This window comes from bacterium (assembly GCA_028821235.1).
Classification (GTDB): Bacteria; Actinomycetota; Acidimicrobiia; order Spongiisociales; family Spongiisociaceae; genus Spongiisocius.
Map to the genome: position 1 here is coordinate 15,822 of JAPPGV010000038.1, position 17,941 is coordinate 33,762.

Genomic DNA, 17,941 nt, shown 5'->3' on the forward strand with positions numbered 1-17,941 from the left:
GCACGAAGGAGAGAACATGACGTGGAGCGTGGCTTCCGGGCTCGAAGGGCAGGGCGTGATAGTCACCGGGGCCGCCGGAGGGATCGGGCGGGCCGCGGCCGAGGCCCTTGCGACCGCCGGGGCGCGGGTGATGGCGGTCGACCTCCACCAGGCAGCCGCTGACGAGGTGGTGGCCGGGATGGAAGGCGATGGGCACCTAGCGGTGGGTCTCGACCTGAGGGATCTGGATGCTCATGGCGCTCTGATCGCCCGGGCGTATGACGAGTTCGGCAGCCTCAAGGCGCTGGCCCACCTGGCGGCGGTGCTGTCCCGCCAGGACTCGGTGGACGACGTGACCGAGGCCGATTGGGACTTCCAGCTGGACACCAACCTCAAGGCCAGCTTCTTCCTGTGCCGTGCGGCGGCCGACGCGATGATCGAGGCCGGCAACGGCGGAAGCATCACCCTGTTCTCCTCCCAGGGTTGGTGGACAGGCGGCTTCGGGGGCTCGGTCGTCTACTGCGCCTCCAAGGGTGGCATCGTCTCGATGGCGAGAGGCCTGGCCCGCACCTACGGTCCTCACCAGATCCGGGTCAACGCCATCGCCCCCGGCCTGGTCGACACCCCCATGCTCATGGACGACCTGGCGCCAGAGGTGTTCGAAGCCCTCAAGGAGGCAACCCCGCTCAAGCGGGTCGCCGATCCGTCGGAACTGGGAGGGGTGGTGGTGTTCCTGGCCAGCGACCACGCCTCCTACGTCAGCGGCGCGACCCTGAACGTCAGTGGCGGCTTCCTGATGTACTGACGGGGACCCAAGACTCGACAGATCTTGCCGTCACGTAAAGCCCTATAGGCTATGCCAAGTGTTGCACCGAGCTGTATCGAGAGGTAGGTGGAACGTTGAAGAGAAGGTTGGCATCGGTCATCTTGGTGCTGTCCGTCGTGCTGGCTGCGTGCGGTGGCGGCGCCGAGGAAGCGTCTGATGACGAGGTTTCCGAAACGCCCGTATCCGTGCAGACGGTTCCTGACACAACTCAAGCGGAGCCCGAGACCACCGGGACTGCCGAGACTGCCGAGACGACCGAGACCGGCGACACCACCGATCCCGCATCGGGGGAAACCGTCTCGGGCGACTTGGACATTGTGGAACACCTTCGCGAAAAGACCATGCGGCTGTGGGAGGTCTACAACACGCACGACGCGGACGCTCTGGAGGTCTTCTACGAGGAGAACTACTGGAAGGAGCAGGAGGAGGAAATCCGGTCCAACATGGAGTCCTTCAGGAACTTCGGCATGGCCATCAATGCCCAGGAGATGACTCCGCCCACCGAAATCGCCCCAGGCAAGTGGGAGACCGAACACTCCGGGCGCTTCTCCGGAGGTTCAGTGCACATGGTGTTCATCTACGAACAATTCGACGGGGAGTGGCTGCTCACTTACGCGGAAGACCATTAGGGGAGCGCGGACAGGGGACACCAGGCGCGGCAGATCCGGATAGGCGGGTGACCGCCCCGCGCGCCTATGCCAACTCGTAGTCGAGGACGTAGGAGTGCTGTCCCTCGTTGTGGATCTCGAGCGTCCCGGAGATTCCGGCCAGGTCGCCAGTACCCGAGTCGGGCACGATCGTCACCTTGAGTCGGCCGTCGCCCCTGGTCATCACCCCGCTGTGCTGGAGCACGAACGAACCCGACCTCCCGCCCACCGAGCCGGTGAAGTGCTCGATGGCCACGTAGCCCGCCGAACCGGGAGTAGCGGTAAAGGCCGCGATCATCTGCGCCTCCGAGGCGCCGACCATGTCGCCCGAGAACACCTTGCGTACCACGTTACGGTTGAGCTTCAGCCCGTCCTGATCCAGGTACGGGGGCTCGCCCTCGATGTTCACGTCCATGGGTCCGCGGGCGGTGGGCATGACAACCTCTCTATGTCGTACTCGATAGGTGCTCGACGACCGGTGCCCCGTATTCGGGACGATCGTGCCACCGGCTCGCCTCCGGCGACCGACTCTAACTCCAGGGGCTGCTGTGCTGACCCGAGTGGGACGAACCGCTGACGGTGGAGAGGGCCGAACAACTGGCGTGGTGGTGTCCGAGAGGCGCGGTCGCCGGGTCTATCACCGGACGTGGCCCGGCGGCTCGTCACCTCAGCCGGATCCTGCAATCCTGACTCGAGGCCCTGCCGGTCGGCTGTTTCACGCCGTGGCAACTACCCCAGATGGTGCGGGAGCACCGTTACCATGCGCGACCGATGAAGCGACGCCCCCCTCGATACTCCGCGGCCCGGCTCGTCAGCCGGGGCGCCCGCAAGAGGGCATGGCCGCGGGCGTGGCGGGAGGTACCGCTGCGGGACAGCTACGACGTGGTCGTCATCGGCGGCGGCGTCCACGGATTGGCCACGGCCTACTACCTGGCCGCTAACCACGGCATTACCAATGTGGCCGTGCTCGAGAAGTCGTATCTGGGAAGCGGGGGCTCCGGTCGCAACACGGCCATCCTGCGGTCCAACTACCTCACGCCCGAGGGAGTCGTCTTCTACGACCGCTCGCTGGAGCTGTACAGGACTATGGCCATCGACCTGAACATGAACGTGATGTTCTCGAGGCGCGGTCACATAACGCTGGCGCACAGCGACGCCTCGCTCCGGACCATGCACTGGAGGGCGGAGGTCAACAAGCTCCAGGGGGTCGACTCGAGCGTCATCGGGCCTGCCGAGATCAAGAAGCTGGCGCCGGCGCTCGACACGTCGAGCCATCCCCGCTACCCGATCCTGGGCGCTCTCTACCACCCGCCAGGCGGCATCATCCGCCATGACGCCGTGGTGTGGGGCTATGCGCGCGGGGCCGACGCCCTGGGCGTGGAGATGCACCAGAAGACGGAGGTCTTGGACATCATGGTCACCGGTGGCGACGGCCCCGGCGGCAAGGGTCCCGGCGGTCGGGTCACCGGCGTCCGCACCAACCGCGGCGACATCTCCGCCCCGGTGGTCGTGAACTGTACGGCGGGATGGGCCACCCTGACCTCGGACATGGCCGGCGTCGGGCTTCCCATCAGCACGCGCCCCCTGCAGGCCGCGGTCACCGAGCCGGTGAAGGTGTTCCTGCCCGTGGTGGTGGTATCCGGGACCCTGCATGTCTACGTCAGCCAGACCGCCCGGGGCGAGCTGGTGTTCGGTGCCTCGGTAGACCCCTACAACACCTACGACATCCGGGGTTCCCTCGACTTCGCCGAGGGGACGGCGGGTCACCTGCTCGAGCTCATGCCGGGTATCTCCCGCATGCGCCTGCTGCGGCAGTGGGCCGGCCTGTGCGACATGACCCCCGACTACTCCCCGGTGATGGGCTTCACCCCGGTGGAGGGCTTCCTCTGCGATGTCGGGTGGGGCACCTACGGTTTCAAGGCCGGACCCGTGTCGGGCGAGCAGATGGCCGAGGCGATTGCCACGCACAAGACCCCCGAACTGATCGCACCCTTCTCCCTGTCCCGCTTCGAGGGCGATGCCCTCGTCGGCGAAAAGGGCGCCGCGGCGGTCGGCCACTAGTCGTGGTAGCCGGCCAATGCTGATCGTCCCCTGCCCGAACTGCGGTCCGCGGAACGCCGCCGACCTGAGATACGTGGGCGAGTCGCGGCCCAGGCCCGATCCCAACTCGGCCTCGCCCAAGGAGTGGCGCTCCTACCTGTACGAGAGGGCGAACCCGGCCGGGATGTTGCGCGAGACCTGGTACTGCCGCTCCGGATGCCGCCGGTACTTCACACTCGAACGGGACACCGTCAGCAACGAGTTCACCAACCCGCCGACACCCGTAGCCAAGCTCGGGAAGAGGCCATGACGCGCCTCCCACCCCAGCCCGGCGAGGTGATCGACCGGTCCCGTCCCGTCGGCTTCACCTGGAATGGGCGGGCGATGTCGGGTTTCGCGGGCGACACCATCGCCTCGGCGCTCACGGCGGGAGGGGTGCGGGTCGTCTCACGGTCGATGAAGTACCGGCGACCGCGGGGCTACATGAGCAACGACTACTGGGATCCCAACGGGCTGGTGCAGGTGGGAGACGATCCCAACGTCCGTTCGGCGCACCGGTTGATCGCGCCGGGCATGGCGGTGGAGGCCCAGAACGTGTGGCCGTCGCTCGAACGCGACCTGAGAGCGGTCACCGGGCTGGCCTCTCGGTTCCTGACCGCCGGCTTCTACTACAAGACCTTCATGCGTCCCATGTGGCTCTGGCCGACCTACGAGAAGGTGCTGGCCACCTTCTCGCCCGGAGGGAGGATCGACCTCGACACCCCGCACCGTTACCACGACAAGCGCTACACCCACCCCGACGTGGTCGTGGCCGGGGGAGGCCCGGCCGGGATGGCCGCTGCGCTCGCGGCGGCCGAGGCCGGAGCGAGGGTGCTTCTGGTGGAGCATGGCCACCGGCTGGGGGGCCACCTCCTCTGGGGAGACGAACACGATCGGGCGCTGGCCGCCGAACTCGCGGCTGCGGTCGAAGCCGCCGGAGTGGAAGTCCTGGTCGATTCGACCGTCACCGGCCGATATGAGGACAACTGGACGGCCATCGTCCAGCGCAACCACCCTGTCGCGGTGGAGCGCCTGGTAAAGGCCCGCGCCAAGGTGCTGATCGCCGCGCCGGGTCTGATCGAGCGGCCCTACGTTTTCGACGGCAACGACAAGCCCGGTGTGATGTTGTCGGGCGCGGTCCGCCGGTTCGTGAACATGCGCGCGGTGAGACCGGGCAGCACCGCGGTGGTGTTCACGGCCAACTCCGACGGGGACGCCGCCGCCGTCGACCTGGAGCGGACGGGCGCGGAGGTGGCGGTGGTCGACGCACGCCGGGGCGGAGATATCGTGCGAGCCCGAGGGGGATCGAAGAGCGTCAAGGGTGTGGAACTGGCCGACGGCAGGACCCTGGACTGCGATCTGCTGGTCACGGCTGCCGGCTGGACCGCTCCCACGTCCCTGCTGAACATGTCCGGGGACCGACCTGTCTACGACGAGGCAACGGCCCGCTTCTTCCCGTCGGTCCAGATCGGCAACGTCCTGGCAACCGGAGGTCTGGTGGGCGACGGCAGCCCGGATGAACTCATCGAGCACGCCAGGGCTACCGGTCGGCTGGCCGCGGCCAGGGCGCGGGCGGTGAGCCATCGACTGCAGGCCGCCACAGCCCGTGCCCGGCCGGTAAGCGGTGAAGAACCCGAGTGGCCGCCGGATATTCGCCCGGCCCTGCCCCGGGATTCTCATCCGGCCCTCTTCCGGTCGACCACGCACGGGGTGGTCGACTTCTCCGAGGATGTGAGTTCGAAGGACATGGTGGGAGCGGCGGCCGAGGGATACGACTCCGTCGAACTGCTCAAGCGCTACACGACCGCCACGATGGGCCCGAGCCAGGGCAAGCTGGAGACCGTCAACACGGTGGCGGTGCTGGCTGAGGCCAGGGGACAGACGATCGCCGAGGTCGGGACCACCGTGTGGCGGCCGCCGTACGCGCCGATCACCATGGGCGCCCTGGGCGGGCGCTTGTTCGAGCCGGTGCGGGTGTCGTCGGTCCATCCCTGGCACGAGACCAACGGCGCGACATTCATGCTGGCCGGCCAGTGGATCCGCCCCGATCACTACGGAGACCCGGCCGGCGAGGTGCGCAACACGCGGCAGAACGTCGGCATCATGGACGTCACCCCGCTCGGCAAGCTCGATCTCCGCGGCCCCGACGTTCCGAAGCTGCTGAGCCACCTCTACACCAACAAGTGGATGAAGCTGGCGGTGGGTTCGGTGCGTTACGGGATCATGTGCGCCGAGGACGGCGTGATCCTCGACGACGGCGTGACGGGTCGGCTCGGCGATCAGCACTACATGATGACCACCACCAGTTCCGGCGCCGCGACGGTGTGGGAGTGGACCGAGAACTGGCTCCAGACCGAGCATCCCGAATGGCAGGTTCACGTCACCCCGGTCACGTCCGGGTACACCAGCATCAACGTGGCGGGGCCGAAGTCACGGACGCTCATGCGGCGCCTGGCGGGGGATGTCGACCTCGATCCTGATGCCTTCAGGTACATGCAGGTGCGCACCGCGACGGTGGCCGGCATCCCGGACTGCTTCATGTGGCGCATCGGCTTCACCGGGGAGCTCTCCTTCGAACTCCACGTTCCCGCCGGCCATGGCCTGGCGGTGTGGGAGGCTCTGCTGGAAGCCGGCGAGGATCTCGGTATCAGGCCGTTCGGCGTGGAGGCCCAGCGCATCATGCGGCTGGAGAAGGGCCACTTCATCGTGGGCCAGGACACGGACGGGCTTACCAAGGCCCCAGCCGTAGGACTTCGGCACCTCATCAAGCTCGACAAGCACGACTTCGCCGGCAAGCCCGAGTTGGCCTGGGCCCTGGAAGACACATCGGCGCCCGTGCTGGTAGCCATCCAGCCCCCCGAAGGCCGGGTCGTGCCGGACGAGGCTTCGCAAATCGTGCGGCCCGGCACCGACGAGATCATCGGCCGGATCACCTCCTCTCGCATGTCCCCGTCCCTGCACCGCGCGGTCTGCCTCGGCCAGGTGCTGCCGGAGGTCTCGGACCCCGGTACGGAGCTCACTGTGGTCCTGCTCGACGGCCGCCGCATCACCGCTCGGGTGATGGAACACCACGCCCACTTCGACCCGGATGGAATGCGGGTCCGTGGCTGATCTCCCCGCCTTCGAGAGTCCTGTCAGCAGGAGCTTCGTGTCCCAAGAGGGGGCATCGATGGAGCCCGGCCAGCCCGGCGAGGCGCTAACCCTCCATGATGTCTCCGCTACCACCAAGATCATCGTGAGGGCCGGACCTGAGACGGCCGCCCACGACCAGATGGACGCCTCCTTCGGCACCAGCCGGACCGAGGAGGGTGTGCTCGTTGTAGGCCAGCGCCCGGACGAGTGGATCATCCTGGGTCCGGCCGCTGCGAGCCGGGCCCTGGTCGACAGGTTGGACCGCTCCGGCCATGTCAGCGTGATCGATCACACCCACAGCCGGGCCCTGTTCCGGCTGACCGGAGCAGAGGCGGCTTCGGTGCTGGAGAAGCTGTGCAGCCTCGACTGCAACGACCACATGACGCCCGACGGCGCCGCCGTCTCGGCCCCGGTGGCGAAGGTGACCTGCGACATCGTCCGCAACGATGTCGACGGCACCCTCTCCTACCTGATCTCCTGCGACCGGTCCTACGGCCAGTACCTGTTCGACGCCATACTCGACGCCCGCCACGAGTTCGGTATCAATCCCAAGGAAGTAATGGGCAGTTGATCCGCTACGGACCGGGGCGGACAGGCGGGAGAATCGACCAAGGTGGGCCACTTCAGGTCCCCCATGATCTGATCAGTGTTTTGTGCATATCCGCGGGTCAACTGGTTCCTTCCCTACACCATTTCCGCACGTTCTGTTACTGTCGGAGACCGAGAACTTCTAACGAGTGAATGACTGCCAATGGAACCCCATACACCAGTCCCAGCCCCCACATCCGACGGACCCGGACGCAAAGGCGGAGGGTGTCGTCGGATCGCAATGTGGGCGGCCATGGTCGTTGGTGGTGTCTTGGTGCTCGGCGTGGTTCTCTCCTTGGTCGGTGGGGACGATGAGTTGACAACGCCACAGGAGGAAGTGACCGGTGGTGACGCCGTTTCGGTTACGACAGCCACTCAGGCCACGACAACCACTCAGGCCACGACAACCACTCAGGCCACGACAACCACGACCGAGCCGCTGATCCTGGACTATCCAGCAACCAGGGTGGCTGGTCGCGGGACTCGTGTTGCGGATCTGGAGATCATCGGCGGTGGGTTGTGCACGATTACCGTAACCGTCAATGATAATGTTGACTCGTCCTTTGGTAGCGATATTGAGAGCAACTTCGCCGTTATTCAGGTTGATCCTCCCGGCGGCTTTGATGCTCTGTGGGTGAACGAGATTGCCCGGAGCGGAACATGGGAGAAAGCTGTCCGTTACGAAGTCGGCAGCGGGTGGGTAACAGTCCAGGTTGAGGCCGAGGGGGACTGGGTTATCGAGTCCGACTGCAGCACACGGGTGGCCACTAGCTCCAGGGTGGCTGGTCGCGGGACTCGTGTTGCGGATCTGGAGATCATCGGCGGTGGGTTGTGCACGATTACCGTAACCGTCAATGATAATGTTGACTCGTCCTTTGGTAGCGATATTGAGAGCAACTTCGCCGTTATTCAGGTTGATCCTCCCGGCGGCTTTGATGCTCTGTGGGTGAACGAGATTGCCCGGAGCGGAACATGGGAGAAAGCTGTCCGTTACGAAGTCGGCAGCGGGTGGGTAACAGTCCAGGTTGAGGCCAAGGGGGACTGGGTTATCGAATCAAACTGCCGCGGTTAGGTGGTGCCTCGGAACAGTGAAGGCCAATGGAAGGTGGGCATTAACGCTTCCGTCTGGCGCCGGGGATCCAGTTGGTGCCGGCTACCGGTACCTGGGCCATGGCGGCTGCTTCCACGGTGAGGGCGGCGAGGTCCTCCGGTTCGAGGTTGGAGACGTGCGACTTGCCGCAGGCCCGGGCGATGGTCTGGGTCTCCATGGTCAGCACCTGTAGGTAGTTGGCCAGGCGGCGTCCCGCGATCACGGGATCGAGGCGGGCGGTCAGCCGAGGATCCTGGGTGGCGATGCCGGCCGGGTCGGTCCCGTCCTGGAGGTCGTCCCAGAAACCCGCTGCCGAGCCCAGCTTGCGGTACTCGTCGTCATAAGCGGGATCGTTGTCGCCGAGGGCGATCAGCGCCGCGGTGCCGATCGAGACCGCATCCGCCCCGAGCGCCAGGGCCTTGGCCACGTCGGCGCCCGATCGGATACCTCCCGACGCGATCAGCTTCACCGAGCCGCGGTGCACGTCGAGGTCCTGGAGGGCTCGGGTGGCTTCGGGGATGGCGGCGATGGTGGGTATGCCCACGTGCTCGATGAACACGTCCTGGGTGGCGGCCGTGCCCCCTTGCAGGCCGTCGACCACCACCGCGTCGGCGCCGGCCTTGACGGCCAGGGCCGTGTCGTAGAAGGGTCGGGCCGCACCGATCTTGACGAAGATCGGGACCTGCCAGTCGACGATCTCGCGAAGCTCGTGGATCTTGATCTGCAGGTCGTCGGGTCCTGTCCAGTCGGGATGGCGGCAGGCCGACCGCTGGTCGATCCCGGAGGGCAGCGTGCGCATCCCCGCCACCCGCTCGCTCACCTTCTGGCCGAGGAGGATGCCGCCCCCGCCCGGCTTGGCGCCCTGGCCCACCACCACCTCGATGGCGTCGCCTCGGCGCAGGTCGTCGGGATTCTGCCCGTATCGTGAAGGGAGGTACTGGTACACGAGCTTCGATGAGTGCTCCCGCTCCTCCGGCAGCATCCCACCGTCCCCGCTCGTGGTCGAGGTGCCCATCGCGCTGGCGCCCCGGCCCAGTGCCTCCTTGGCCCGGGCGGATAGCGAGCCGAAGCTCATGCCGGCGATGGTGATGGGGATGTCGATCCGGAGGGGCCGGGCCGCCCGCTCCTCGCCGATGACGAGATCGGTCCCGCACGACTCCCGGTAGCCCTCAAGGGGGTAGCGCGACATGGACGCCCCGAGAAACACCAGGTCGTCGAGGATCGGCATCTTCCGCTTGGCGCCCCAGCCCCGGATCCGGTAGACGCCGGTGTTGGCCGCCCGGTGGATCTCGGCGATCACATGGCGGTCGAACGTGTACGACTCACGCAGGCGCCAGCTGTCTCCTGGGCCGTTCATCCGGCTCTCCTCGCTACTTCGGCGTTGATGTCGTCGATGTGGAAGTTGTAGAGGTTGCGGGCCGATCCGTACCGCTTGAAGTCCCACGGGTCGGCCTCCATGCCGGCGGCGGCGAGCAGCCCGGCAAGGGTCCGGGCGTGTTCGGGCCGCATGTCCTTCGCGATGGCGTCCGCGCCAAGGCTCTCCACCTCGCCCCGCACGTACATGTTGGCCTCGTATACGGAGTCCCCGAGATCGGCGCCCGCGTCACCGAGCACTGCCAGGTTCCCGGCCTGGGCCATGAACGCGCTCATGTGGCCCACGTTGCCGCCCACCACGATGTCGGCGCCCTTCAGCGAGATACCGCACCGGGCCCCGGCGTTGCCCTCGATCACCACCAGCCCGCCGTGGCCGGTGGCGCCGGCCGACATGGTGGCGCTGCCGGTGATGCGCACGGTTCCCGACATGATGTTCTCGGCCAGCCCGGTGCTGGCGTTGCCGTCCACGTACACCGATCCCTTCTGGTGCATGCCGGCGCAGTAGTAGCCGACCGAACCGTGTACCTCTACGGCGATGTCGGCGTCGATGCCGCACGCGACCGCATGGGCCCCGCGCGGGTTCAGCACCCGGAACGAGCCTTGCCGGGCCTGGTGGAGCGTCCGGTTGAGGTCGCGCAGCGGTGTCTCCGCTAGGTCGACCGTGGTGACCGGGTGCGGTGTGCTCACGCAGCCCTGGTCCACGTGTAGATGACGCCCGGCGCCGGCTCCCACACGGTGGCGTGGCCGGAGTCGGGAAGGTGGGTGATGGCCCGGTACTCCGAGGACATGGCCACCCAGTCGTCGGTCTCGGCGACGATCGCCGGCTTGCAGGCGATGGGGTCCCTCAGGATGGCGAAGCCGTCCTCGATGCCGATCGCGAACGTGAAGAACCCGTCCAGGGCCAGCAGGGCGCGCTCGAGGGCCTGCTTCAGGCTGTCGCCTTCCCGGAGCCGCCACGCCAGGTAACCGGCGGCGACTTCGGAGTCGTTCTCGGTCTGGAACATCTCGCCCTGCCGCTCGAGCCGGGTCCGGAGCCAGTTGTAGTTCGACAGGGATCCGTTGTGGACGAGGCAGGTGTCGGCTCCGGTGGCGAAGGGGTGGGAGCCGTTGGTGGTGACCGCCGACTCGGTCGCCATCCGCGTGTGGGCGAGGGCGTGGGTTCCGGAGCGGGAGCGGAGGTCGTAGTTGATGGCTACCAGATCGGGATCGCCGACCGCCTTGTATATCTCGATCTGGGTTCCATAGCTGAGGACATCGAGTTCGGGGGAGTTGTCGATCAACCACTGGCGGGCCCGGCTGCCGTCGCCCGCGGTCTCGAGAACGGCGTGATCCCGGATCGGCCGGACCGACACTTCGGCCTCCAGAACGTTCTCGAGGTCGGCCCCGGTCCGGCTCCAGTCGGGCCTCTGTCCTTCCGCCAGCACGGTTATGCGGGTCGTCCCGGCTCGACCCTGGTCGTAGACGGCGAAGCCGGCGCTGTCGGGGCCGCGGTCACGCATCTCGTGCAGCATGCTGGCAGTGAGTTCTCCCAGCCTCGGCTGGAACCGTTCGGTCTTCAAGAAGAGGCCGACGATGCCGCACATGGTGCCCTCCCGATCGGATCGCCCCAGCACCGCGGGGCTAATGTAGCCTCGCACACTACTAGCGAGGTCCCGTTTCCCAGCAGCCCTCGCCGGGGTTCCGTAGCTGTCTCGATTGCCGGGAAGCTGCCTGCCGGGAAGCTGTCTGAGGAGGTTGACGTGGGCTCAGTGGAGGACATCCGGTCCCGAATCGAAGCGGATGGCGTGGAGTTCATCTACGCCATGTTCGTGGAGATGCACGGCAAGCCGTGCGCGAAGCTGGTGCCCGTCGAGGCGCTCGACGGCCTGATGGCCGACGGCGCCGGGTTCGCAGGTTTCGCGGCCGGTCCCATGGGCCAGGACCCTTCCGCGCCCGACATCCTGGCGATACCGGACCCCGCCTCCTACACCCAACTCCCTTGGCAACCGAACGTCGCCGTCATGCAGTGTGATCCCACCGTGGAGGGCGAGCTGTGGCCCTACGCCCCCCGGGTCATCCTGCGCAATGCCCTGGACTCGCTGGCGGAGCGCAACCTGGTCCTCAAAGCCGGTTTCGAAGCCGAGTACTCCATGGTGGCTCGTGGCGATGACGGCACGATCCGGGTTGCCGACCCGCTCGACACCGATCCGCGACCCTGTTACGACGCCCGCCTGCTCACCCGCATGCTGCCCCATCTGACCGAGGTGTCGAAGCACATGAACGCCATGGGTTGGGAGAACTACGCCAACGACCACGAGGACGCCAACGGCCAGTTCGAGCAGAACTGGAAGTACTCGGATGCCCTGACCACAGCCGACCGGCTCATCCTGTTCCGCTTCATGGTCCATACGCTGGCCCAGCGGGACGGGCGCTTTGCGACCTTCATGCCCAAGCCGTTCGCCGACCGGACCGGGAACGGGCTCCATGCCCACATGAGCCTGTGGACCGGGGACACGGACGAGCCGCTCTTTCCCGCCGGTGATACGGATAGCAAGGGTCTGGGTCTCAGCGAGCTGGCCTACCAGTTCACTGCCGGCCTGCTGGCCAATGCCGAGTCGCTGGTGGCGGTGGCGTGCCCGATCGTCAACTCGTACAAGCGGATGGGTGTGGGCGCGCCCACCTCCGGAGCGACCTGGGCGCCGGCCTATGCGGCCTACGGCGGCAACAACCGCACTCACATGATCCGGGTACCCGAGCCGGACCGGATCGAGATCCGGCTTCCCGACGGCGCCGCCAACCCCTACCTGCTGTTCGCCGCCATCCTGGCCTGCGGTCTCGACGGTGTCGACAACCAGCTGGATCCCGGCGCGCCCAACACCGACAACCTCTTCACCCTCTCGAGCGAGGAGGTGGCCGCCCGGGGCATCAGGACCCTGCCGCCGACGTTGCTGCACGCGGCGGACAACCTGGCCGGCAACGACGTGCTGCGCGCCGGCCTGGGCATGACGGCCGACGGGCCCTACAGCGACTACTTCGCGGTGGTCAAGCGGCAGGAGTTCCTCGACCACCACCATCAGGTAACCCGATCCGAGGTGGACCAATACCTCACGCTGTTCTGACCGCTTCAGCGCCATCGGTCCCGGGGGTGTCAGCGAGTCCGGTGACATGAGCCGGTGCCGGGAGTCCCGTATAGGGGTGAGGTCGAAGTGCCGGTGACGTGGTCGGCTTTCCGAGAGGCCGCGCCCGGTCTGGCTGCCGCCGTCCAGGAAAGATTCGAGAGCCACCGCCACGCGGTGATGGCGACCCTGCGGCGTGACGGGGCACCACGTCTCTCGGGTATGGAGGCTCCTATCCGGGATGGCCACCTGTGGCTGGCGATGGACACCGGTTCGCGCAAGGCAGACGATCTCCGGCGAGATCCGCGTTTCTCGGTGCACAGTGCCCCCGACGGGGAGGACCTGGCTTCGGGTGACGCCCGGATCGAGGGGCGGGTCGTGCCGGCGCTGGAAACAGACGTGGCCCTCTTCGTAGGAGGCCATCGATTCCCGATCGACGATCCCTCGACCATGGCGCTGTTCACGGCCGACGTCAGCCGGGTGGTCCTCGCTCGCGTGGTGGATCGGTCCTTGGCTGTGACTACGTGGACGCCGGAGGGCGGGATAGCCGAGATCCGCTTACCCTGACCCCTATCCGGTTCGGGTCAAAGGTGTCACGCGGAGAGGTGTCTTCAAACCGATCCGGACCCGTTCGCGTCCCCGCCTTGGCAAGCCCACCACGGGTAGCTCGATCGATCAAGTTGATCTATGGCTCCCTGTTCGGCCTGTCTTGATCAACTTCCAACCCAACAGACCCATGTAGACGATCCCGCCCAGCGACATCCCTGCGAAAGCGGGCGCCAGCGCCAGTTCCAACGTGTTCGAATGCCACGCGGCGATGAACAGCCCCAGCGCCGCCACGGACAGCACCGCAACGACCAAGTTCAGCACCGGGGGAATGCGCAAGGGCTCAGGCCGCAAGGCCAGTCCCAGTGCCAAGATCGCCGCTCCGGTAAAGCCCACGACTATCGAGGTGAATTGCAGCCCGAACACCAGGCGCTGCATCTCGTGGGCCGATTGGAGCCACTCCTGTTCTCGCTCCCCACTGGTCTCCAGCGCCGCCACTCCCAAGCCGGTGATCATGTAGTCGAGGCCTCGCATCACCATCTGCAACACCAGGCCGAAGACCATCCCCAGAAGGCCGAGTTGTGCCAGAGGGTCGACATGCCCTCGAAGGGTCAGGAGGCCATGAAACATGAGCAGGCCGCCCAAGAGGATCAAGAGAGGGACGGTGTAGGAGAGCTCCTGGTTGCGCGCCATCGCCAGCGTGAGGTCGGTGAGGCTGGTGCTCGGCACGGTGTCCACAGCGCCGCGGCCCGGCGAGAGGGCATAACCCAACGCCACCGCCGCGGTCCCTAGCAGGAGTGACCAGCCGCCGAGCTGCCTTTCGGACAAACGCATGGTAGGTCCCACGTTACTCCCAAGGCCGACGGGGTAGTGAACGCTCACCATCAACCCAGCGTCAGCGCCACCGACGGTCAGCCTCGCCAACCGGTACGCTCTGGTCCGATGAACGTCACCGCTCAGGAGTTAGCCGACGAGTACTGGGAGTTCCGGCTCGAGCACTGCCACTTCGCCAACCTCGCCCGCGGCGAGCTGAGTCGTCTTGAGCGGTGGGACGACCTCTCCGCCGACGGACTGGCGGGCTCCAGGGAGACATTCCTCGGGTTCGCCTCCAGGGCGGCCCACGTGACCGTCGAGGAGGACTCCGATCGGATCCTCGCGGAGACCGTCGCCGCGGCCGCCTTCATGGATGCCAGCGTGAGGGTCTGGTGGCCGCAGCTACAGGCGACCAGCACTCAGAGCGGGCTGCTGGGAGCACTGATTCCGGCGCTCTACCTTCAACCTCTGGTGACCGCTGAGCATGGAACCCGGTATCTGGAGAAGCTGCGTGGCTTCCCGGCGATGGTCGACCAACTGGTGGAACGCCTTCGGGAGGGCCGGGCCGCCGGGTTGGTTCCCCTCGCCCGCCATGTCCGCCAGACCATGGGGAAGCTCGAACAGGTCCTCGCCCGGCCACCGGCCGAAGACCCGATCGCAGACCAGCCCCCTCCCACCGAATTCGGTCCGTATGAGGCCGCCCGGTGGCGGTCCGACGTGGTGAAGGCCATCGAGACGGGCCTGCGTCCCGGCCTGGCCGGCTTCGCGGAAGCACTGGGTGAGGTCACCCTTCCCTCCGGACGTCCCGATGAGCAGCCCGGTCTCTGCCACCTGGCCGGCGGCGACGAGGTGTACCGGGACATGGTGAGAGGACACACCACGCTGGACATGGAGCCCGAGGCCATCCACCGTCTGGGCCTGGAGCGAGTCAGTTTGCTGGAGGACGAGTACAGGCGCATCGCCGGACCCCTGCTAGGCACCGGTGAAGTCGACGAGATCTACACCCGGCTGCGCGATGATCCCCAACTCCGGTATGCAAGCCCTGAAGAACTGGTGTCAGACTCTCTCCGATGTCTCGGCAAGGCCGCCGCGGTGATGGGCGGGTGGTTCGATCCCGTCCCCGAGGCGCCGTGTGTGGCCCATCCCATCGACGTGGGGGCCATGGCCTACTACTACCCGCCGTCGACGGACGGCGTCCGACCGGGCACCTTCTTCTTCAACGTGGCGGACCCCACCGCCTGGGCGAGGTTCCAGATTCCCGCCGTCGCCTATCACGAGGGCATACCGGGCCATCACCTCCAGATGGCTCTGGCCATCGAGAACCCCGACATCCACGACATCCACCGCGACTACCTGCCGGCTTTCGGCGAGGGGTGGGGCCTGTACACCGAGCGCCTCTCCGACGAGATGGGCTTGTACGAGGACGACTGGGAGCGGATCGGCATGCTGACCGCCGACTCCTTGCGGGCCGGCCGACTGGTGGTGGACACCGGGATCCATGCGCTCGGCTGGTCTCGCCGCAGGGCCATCGGGTTTCTTGCCGCCCACTCGCCCATGTCCCTCCATGAGATCACCGAGGAGGTCGACCGGTATATCGCAACCCCTGGCCAAGCTCTCTCCTACATGCTCGGGCGCCTCGAGATCGAGTCCCTGCGCGCCGAGTCCGAGGCACAGCTGGGAGCCGCATTCGACATCAAGAGCTTCCACAGGACCGTACTCGGCAGCGGCTCCATCCCACTCGCTACCCTCCGATGGCTCATCCGCGCCGGCCTTGGAGAGGCTCTGAATGGGTAGAAGGATCATCGCCGCAGAGGCGTTCGACGTCAGGTTCCCGACGTCCGAGCACCTTGACGGGTCGGATGCGGTCCATACCGATCCCGACTATTCGGCCGCGTACGTGATCCTCCGGACCGATGCCGGCGATGGCGTCGAGGGCCACGGGTTCTGCTTCACCCTGGGTAGGGGGAACGAGATCGAGGTGGCTGCGCTCGAGGCGCTAGGCCCGCTGGTCGTCGGGCTCGACCTGGACGAGATCGTGGCCGACTCGCGGTCCTTCTCCCGCCTCCTCACCCAGGATTCCCAGATGCGCTGGCTCGGTCCCGAGAAGGGCGTCGTCCACATGGCCGCGGCGGCCATCACCACGGCCGTCTGGGACCTCGCCGCCAAGGTGGCGGGCAAGCCCTTATGGAAGTACCTGGCCGATCTCTCGCCGGAGGAACTAGCGGCGATGGTGGACTACCAGTACCTGTCGGACGTGCTCACCGAGGACGAGGCGGTCGAGATGTTTCGTCGTGCCGAAGGCGGTAAGGCGGCCAGAGAGCGCCTGTTGCTGGAGCGAGGGTATCCGGCGTACGCAACGAGCCCGGGGTGGCTGGGCTACTCCGACTCCAAGCTGGTGCGGCTGTGCCGTGAGGCGGTCGATGACGGCTTCACGCTCATCAAGCTCAAGGTGGGCGGTTCCATCGAGGACGACCAGCGGCGCCTGCGGCTGGCCCGCGAGGCGGTGGGGCCCGACGTGCTGATCGCCGTGGACGCGAACCAGAAGTGGGACGTGGGGGAGGCCATCGAGTGGATGGGCGAGCTGGCGTCGCACTCCCCCTACTGGATCGAGGAGCCCACCAGCCCGGACGACATCCTCGGCCACGCCGCCATCCGGCGGGCGGTCGCTCCGATAAAGGTCGCCACGGGCGAGGCGGTTCAGAACCGGGTCGTGTTCAAGCAGCTACTCCAAGCCGGAGCGATCGACATCATGCAGATCGACGCCACGAGGGTGGCCGGGGTGAACGAGAACATCGCCAACCTCCTGCTGGCCGCCAAGTTCGGGGTTCCGGTGGTCCCGCACGCGGGAGGGGTGGGGCTGTGCGAGCTGGTCCAGCACATGGCGATGCTCGACTTCGTAGCGATCGGTGCCGAGATGGAAGGACGATCCATCGAGTTCGTAGATCACCTGCATGAACACTTCGTGGATCCGGTGGTGGTCATCGACGGGTGCTACGTCGCGCCGACCCGGCCGGGGTTCAGTTCCGAGATCCGGAGCGCGTCACGCGACGAGTTCCGCTATCCCACGGGTCCCGCCTGGCGCGGGACGAGCGCGCGATAGGCGCTGCAAGGGCTCGACCCCGGCTGGGCCGGGGTCGAGTAGGGAGGAGCTTGGGGTTGAGGTTCTACGAACCGCCGCCCTCGGAGCCGTGACCCTCTCCTCTTCCCTCGCCTGATCCTTCGGAGCCCTCGCCGGCCCCTTCGCCTCCGGTGCCCTGGTCGGTGCCTTGGTTGCCCACTTCGGCGTGGGCGACCCAGGTGTCGAAGGGTTGGGTGGTGGCGTCCAAGCGCACGTCCACGATCTCTCCGGGTGCTAGGTCGATGGGGGTTGTGGGTCCGAGTTCCACTCCGTTGGAGAGGTGGATCTCGATCCGGACGTTGGTCAGGGTGGTGTTGGTGGTGTTCTCCACCGTCCCGATGAAGGCGTTGGCTGCCGGGTCGTAGTTCATGATGAGCCGTGACCCGGCCCGGACCTGGTCGAAGGTGTCGTTGAGTCCGTACTGGGTGGTGTTTTCCTCACCGCCTCCGGCACCGGTCTCCGTACCCTCGCCGGCCCCTTCGGTTCCTTCAGGACACTCACTGGCCCCTTCGCCTCCGGTGCCCTGGTCGGTGCCTTGGTTGCCCACTTCGGCGTGGGCGACCCAGGTGTCGAAGGGTTGGGTGGTGGCGTCCAAGCGCACGTCCACGATCTCTCCGGGTGCTAGGTCGATGGGGGTTGTGGGTCCGAGTTCCA

17 protein-coding genes are annotated in these 17,941 nt (G+C 66.8%); 11 read left to right on the plus strand and 6 right to left on the minus strand.

The genetic code is table 11. The features are described from left to right. Nucleotides 1-16: 16 nt before the first annotated feature. Together OXK16_04645 and OXK16_04650 are read left to right on the plus strand one after the other, a co-directional pair. A complete protein-coding gene (locus tag OXK16_04645) occupies nucleotides 17-784 on the plus strand; it encodes an SDR family oxidoreductase (protein ID MDE0375235.1) in 768 nt (255 codons plus the stop codon). A gap of 95 nt (nucleotides 785-879) precedes the next feature. Further along, nucleotides 880-1,434 carry a hypothetical protein gene (locus OXK16_04650; protein MDE0375236.1) on the plus strand — a complete coding sequence of 185 codons (555 nt, stop codon included), beginning with the start codon at nucleotides 880-882 and terminating at the stop codon, nucleotides 1,432-1,434. Nucleotides 1,435-1,498: 64 nt separating this feature from the next. Here OXK16_04650 and OXK16_04655 read toward each other — a convergent pair whose 3' ends face one another. Further along, entirely contained in the window at nucleotides 1,499-1,888 is a 390-nt protein-coding gene (locus OXK16_04655; protein ID MDE0375237.1) for a DUF3224 domain-containing protein, read from the minus strand. Nucleotides 1,889-2,223: 335 nt separating this feature from the next. Between OXK16_04655 and OXK16_04660 the strand changes: the two genes are divergently transcribed. The 5 genes from OXK16_04660 to OXK16_04680 all read left to right on the plus strand — a co-directional run bounded on the left by OXK16_04660 (nucleotide 2,224) and on the right by OXK16_04680 (nucleotide 8,323). Further along, a complete protein-coding gene (locus OXK16_04660) occupies nucleotides 2,224-3,513 on the plus strand; it encodes an FAD-dependent oxidoreductase (GenBank protein ID MDE0375238.1) in 1,290 nt (429 codons plus the stop codon). A 16-nt stretch (nucleotides 3,514-3,529) separates the two neighbouring features. After that, entirely contained in the window at nucleotides 3,530-3,802 is a 273-nt protein-coding gene (locus tag OXK16_04665; GenBank protein MDE0375239.1) for a sarcosine oxidase subunit delta, read from the plus strand. Next, entirely contained in the window at nucleotides 3,799-6,642 is a 2,844-nt protein-coding gene (locus tag OXK16_04670) for a 2Fe-2S iron-sulfur cluster-binding protein (protein MDE0375240.1), read from the plus strand. Before OXK16_04665 ends, OXK16_04670 begins: the two co-directional genes overlap by 4 nt. Next, nucleotides 6,635-7,234 (plus strand): hypothetical protein, encoded by a 600-nt coding sequence (locus OXK16_04675; protein ID MDE0375241.1) that lies wholly within the window; start codon nucleotides 6,635-6,637, stop codon nucleotides 7,232-7,234. The genes OXK16_04670 and OXK16_04675 overlap by 8 nt, the downstream gene beginning before the upstream one ends. A 270-nt stretch (nucleotides 7,235-7,504) precedes the next feature. Continuing rightward, on the plus strand, nucleotides 7,505-8,323 hold the full coding sequence (locus tag OXK16_04680) for a hypothetical protein (GenBank protein ID MDE0375242.1): 819 nt from the start codon (nucleotides 7,505-7,507) through the stop codon (nucleotides 8,321-8,323). Nucleotides 8,324-8,363: 40 nt separating this feature from the next. Here OXK16_04680 and OXK16_04685 read toward each other — a convergent pair whose 3' ends face one another. From OXK16_04685 to OXK16_04695, 3 genes are read right to left on the minus strand one after another with little or no spacing between them, the layout of a single operon-like run. After that, nucleotides 8,364-9,698: an FMN-binding glutamate synthase family protein gene (locus OXK16_04685; protein ID MDE0375243.1), complete on the minus strand. Its 1,335-nt coding sequence runs from the start codon at nucleotides 9,696-9,698 to the stop codon at nucleotides 8,364-8,366. After that, nucleotides 9,695-10,402: a glutamate synthase gene (locus tag OXK16_04690; GenBank protein MDE0375244.1), complete on the minus strand. Its 708-nt coding sequence runs from the start codon at nucleotides 10,400-10,402 to the stop codon at nucleotides 9,695-9,697. Before OXK16_04690 ends, OXK16_04685 begins: the two co-directional genes overlap by 4 nt. Beyond that, nucleotides 10,399-11,298 (minus strand): glutamine amidotransferase family protein, encoded by a 900-nt coding sequence (locus OXK16_04695; protein MDE0375245.1) that lies wholly within the window; start codon nucleotides 11,296-11,298, stop codon nucleotides 10,399-10,401. Before OXK16_04695 ends, OXK16_04690 begins: the two co-directional genes overlap by 4 nt. Before the next feature lie 156 nt (nucleotides 11,299-11,454). Here OXK16_04695 and glnT point away from each other — a divergent pair, with 156 nt between their 5' ends. Both glnT and OXK16_04705 read left to right on the plus strand, forming a co-directional pair. Continuing rightward, nucleotides 11,455-12,813, plus strand: coding sequence for a type III glutamate--ammonia ligase (glnT, locus tag OXK16_04700; GenBank protein ID MDE0375246.1), 1,359 nt, complete (start codon nucleotides 11,455-11,457; stop codon nucleotides 12,811-12,813). Nucleotides 12,814-12,906: 93 nt separating this feature from the next. Further along, nucleotides 12,907-13,377 carry a pyridoxamine 5'-phosphate oxidase family protein gene (locus tag OXK16_04705; protein MDE0375247.1) on the plus strand — a complete coding sequence of 157 codons (471 nt, stop codon included), beginning with the start codon at nucleotides 12,907-12,909 and terminating at the stop codon, nucleotides 13,375-13,377. Nucleotides 13,378-13,485: 108 nt separating this feature from the next. Here OXK16_04705 and OXK16_04710 read toward each other — a convergent pair whose 3' ends face one another. Continuing rightward, nucleotides 13,486-14,190, minus strand: a complete 705-nt coding sequence (locus tag OXK16_04710; GenBank protein ID MDE0375248.1) for a hypothetical protein — start codon at nucleotides 14,188-14,190, stop codon at nucleotides 13,486-13,488. Between the two features lie 108 nt (nucleotides 14,191-14,298). Here OXK16_04710 and OXK16_04715 point away from each other — a divergent pair, with 108 nt between their 5' ends. Next, complete coding sequence (locus OXK16_04715) at nucleotides 14,299-15,963, plus strand: DUF885 domain-containing protein (GenBank protein MDE0375249.1); 1,665 nt, start codon at nucleotides 14,299-14,301, stop codon at nucleotides 15,961-15,963. Next, entirely contained in the window at nucleotides 15,956-17,269 is a 1,314-nt protein-coding gene (locus OXK16_04720; protein ID MDE0375250.1) for a fuconate dehydratase, read from the plus strand. The genes OXK16_04715 and OXK16_04720 overlap by 8 nt, the downstream gene beginning before the upstream one ends. A gap of 64 nt (nucleotides 17,270-17,333) precedes the next feature. Here OXK16_04720 and OXK16_04725 read toward each other — a convergent pair. Further along, a partial coding sequence (locus OXK16_04725; protein MDE0375251.1) for an FxLYD domain-containing protein occupies nucleotides 17,334-17,941 on the minus strand: 608 nt, incomplete at its 5' end.

Coding starts and splice junctions, on each gene's coding strand:
- OXK16_04645 (MDE0375235.1), top strand. CDS start 17: ATGACGTGGAGCGTGGCTTCCGGGCTCGAAGGGCAGGGCGTGATAGTC.
- OXK16_04655 (MDE0375237.1), bottom strand. CDS start 1,888: ATGCCCACCGCCCGCGGACCCATGGACGTGAACATCGAGGGCGAGCCC.
- OXK16_04660 (MDE0375238.1), top strand. CDS start 2,224: ATGAAGCGACGCCCCCCTCGATACTCCGCGGCCCGGCTCGTCAGCCGG.
- OXK16_04665 (MDE0375239.1), top strand. CDS start 3,530: ATGCTGATCGTCCCCTGCCCGAACTGCGGTCCGCGGAACGCCGCCGAC.
- OXK16_04670 (MDE0375240.1), top strand. CDS start 3,799: ATGACGCGCCTCCCACCCCAGCCCGGCGAGGTGATCGACCGGTCCCGT.
- OXK16_04680 (MDE0375242.1), top strand. CDS start 7,505: ATGGTCGTTGGTGGTGTCTTGGTGCTCGGCGTGGTTCTCTCCTTGGTC.
- OXK16_04685 (MDE0375243.1), bottom strand. CDS start 9,698: ATGAACGGCCCAGGAGACAGCTGGCGCCTGCGTGAGTCGTACACGTTC.
- OXK16_04695 (MDE0375245.1), bottom strand. CDS start 11,298: ATGTGCGGCATCGTCGGCCTCTTCTTGAAGACCGAACGGTTCCAGCCG.
- OXK16_04710 (MDE0375248.1), bottom strand. CDS start 14,190: ATGCGTTTGTCCGAAAGGCAGCTCGGCGGCTGGTCACTCCTGCTAGGG.
- OXK16_04715 (MDE0375249.1), top strand. CDS start 14,299: ATGAACGTCACCGCTCAGGAGTTAGCCGACGAGTACTGGGAGTTCCGG.
- OXK16_04720 (MDE0375250.1), top strand. CDS start 15,956: ATGGGTAGAAGGATCATCGCCGCAGAGGCGTTCGACGTCAGGTTCCCG.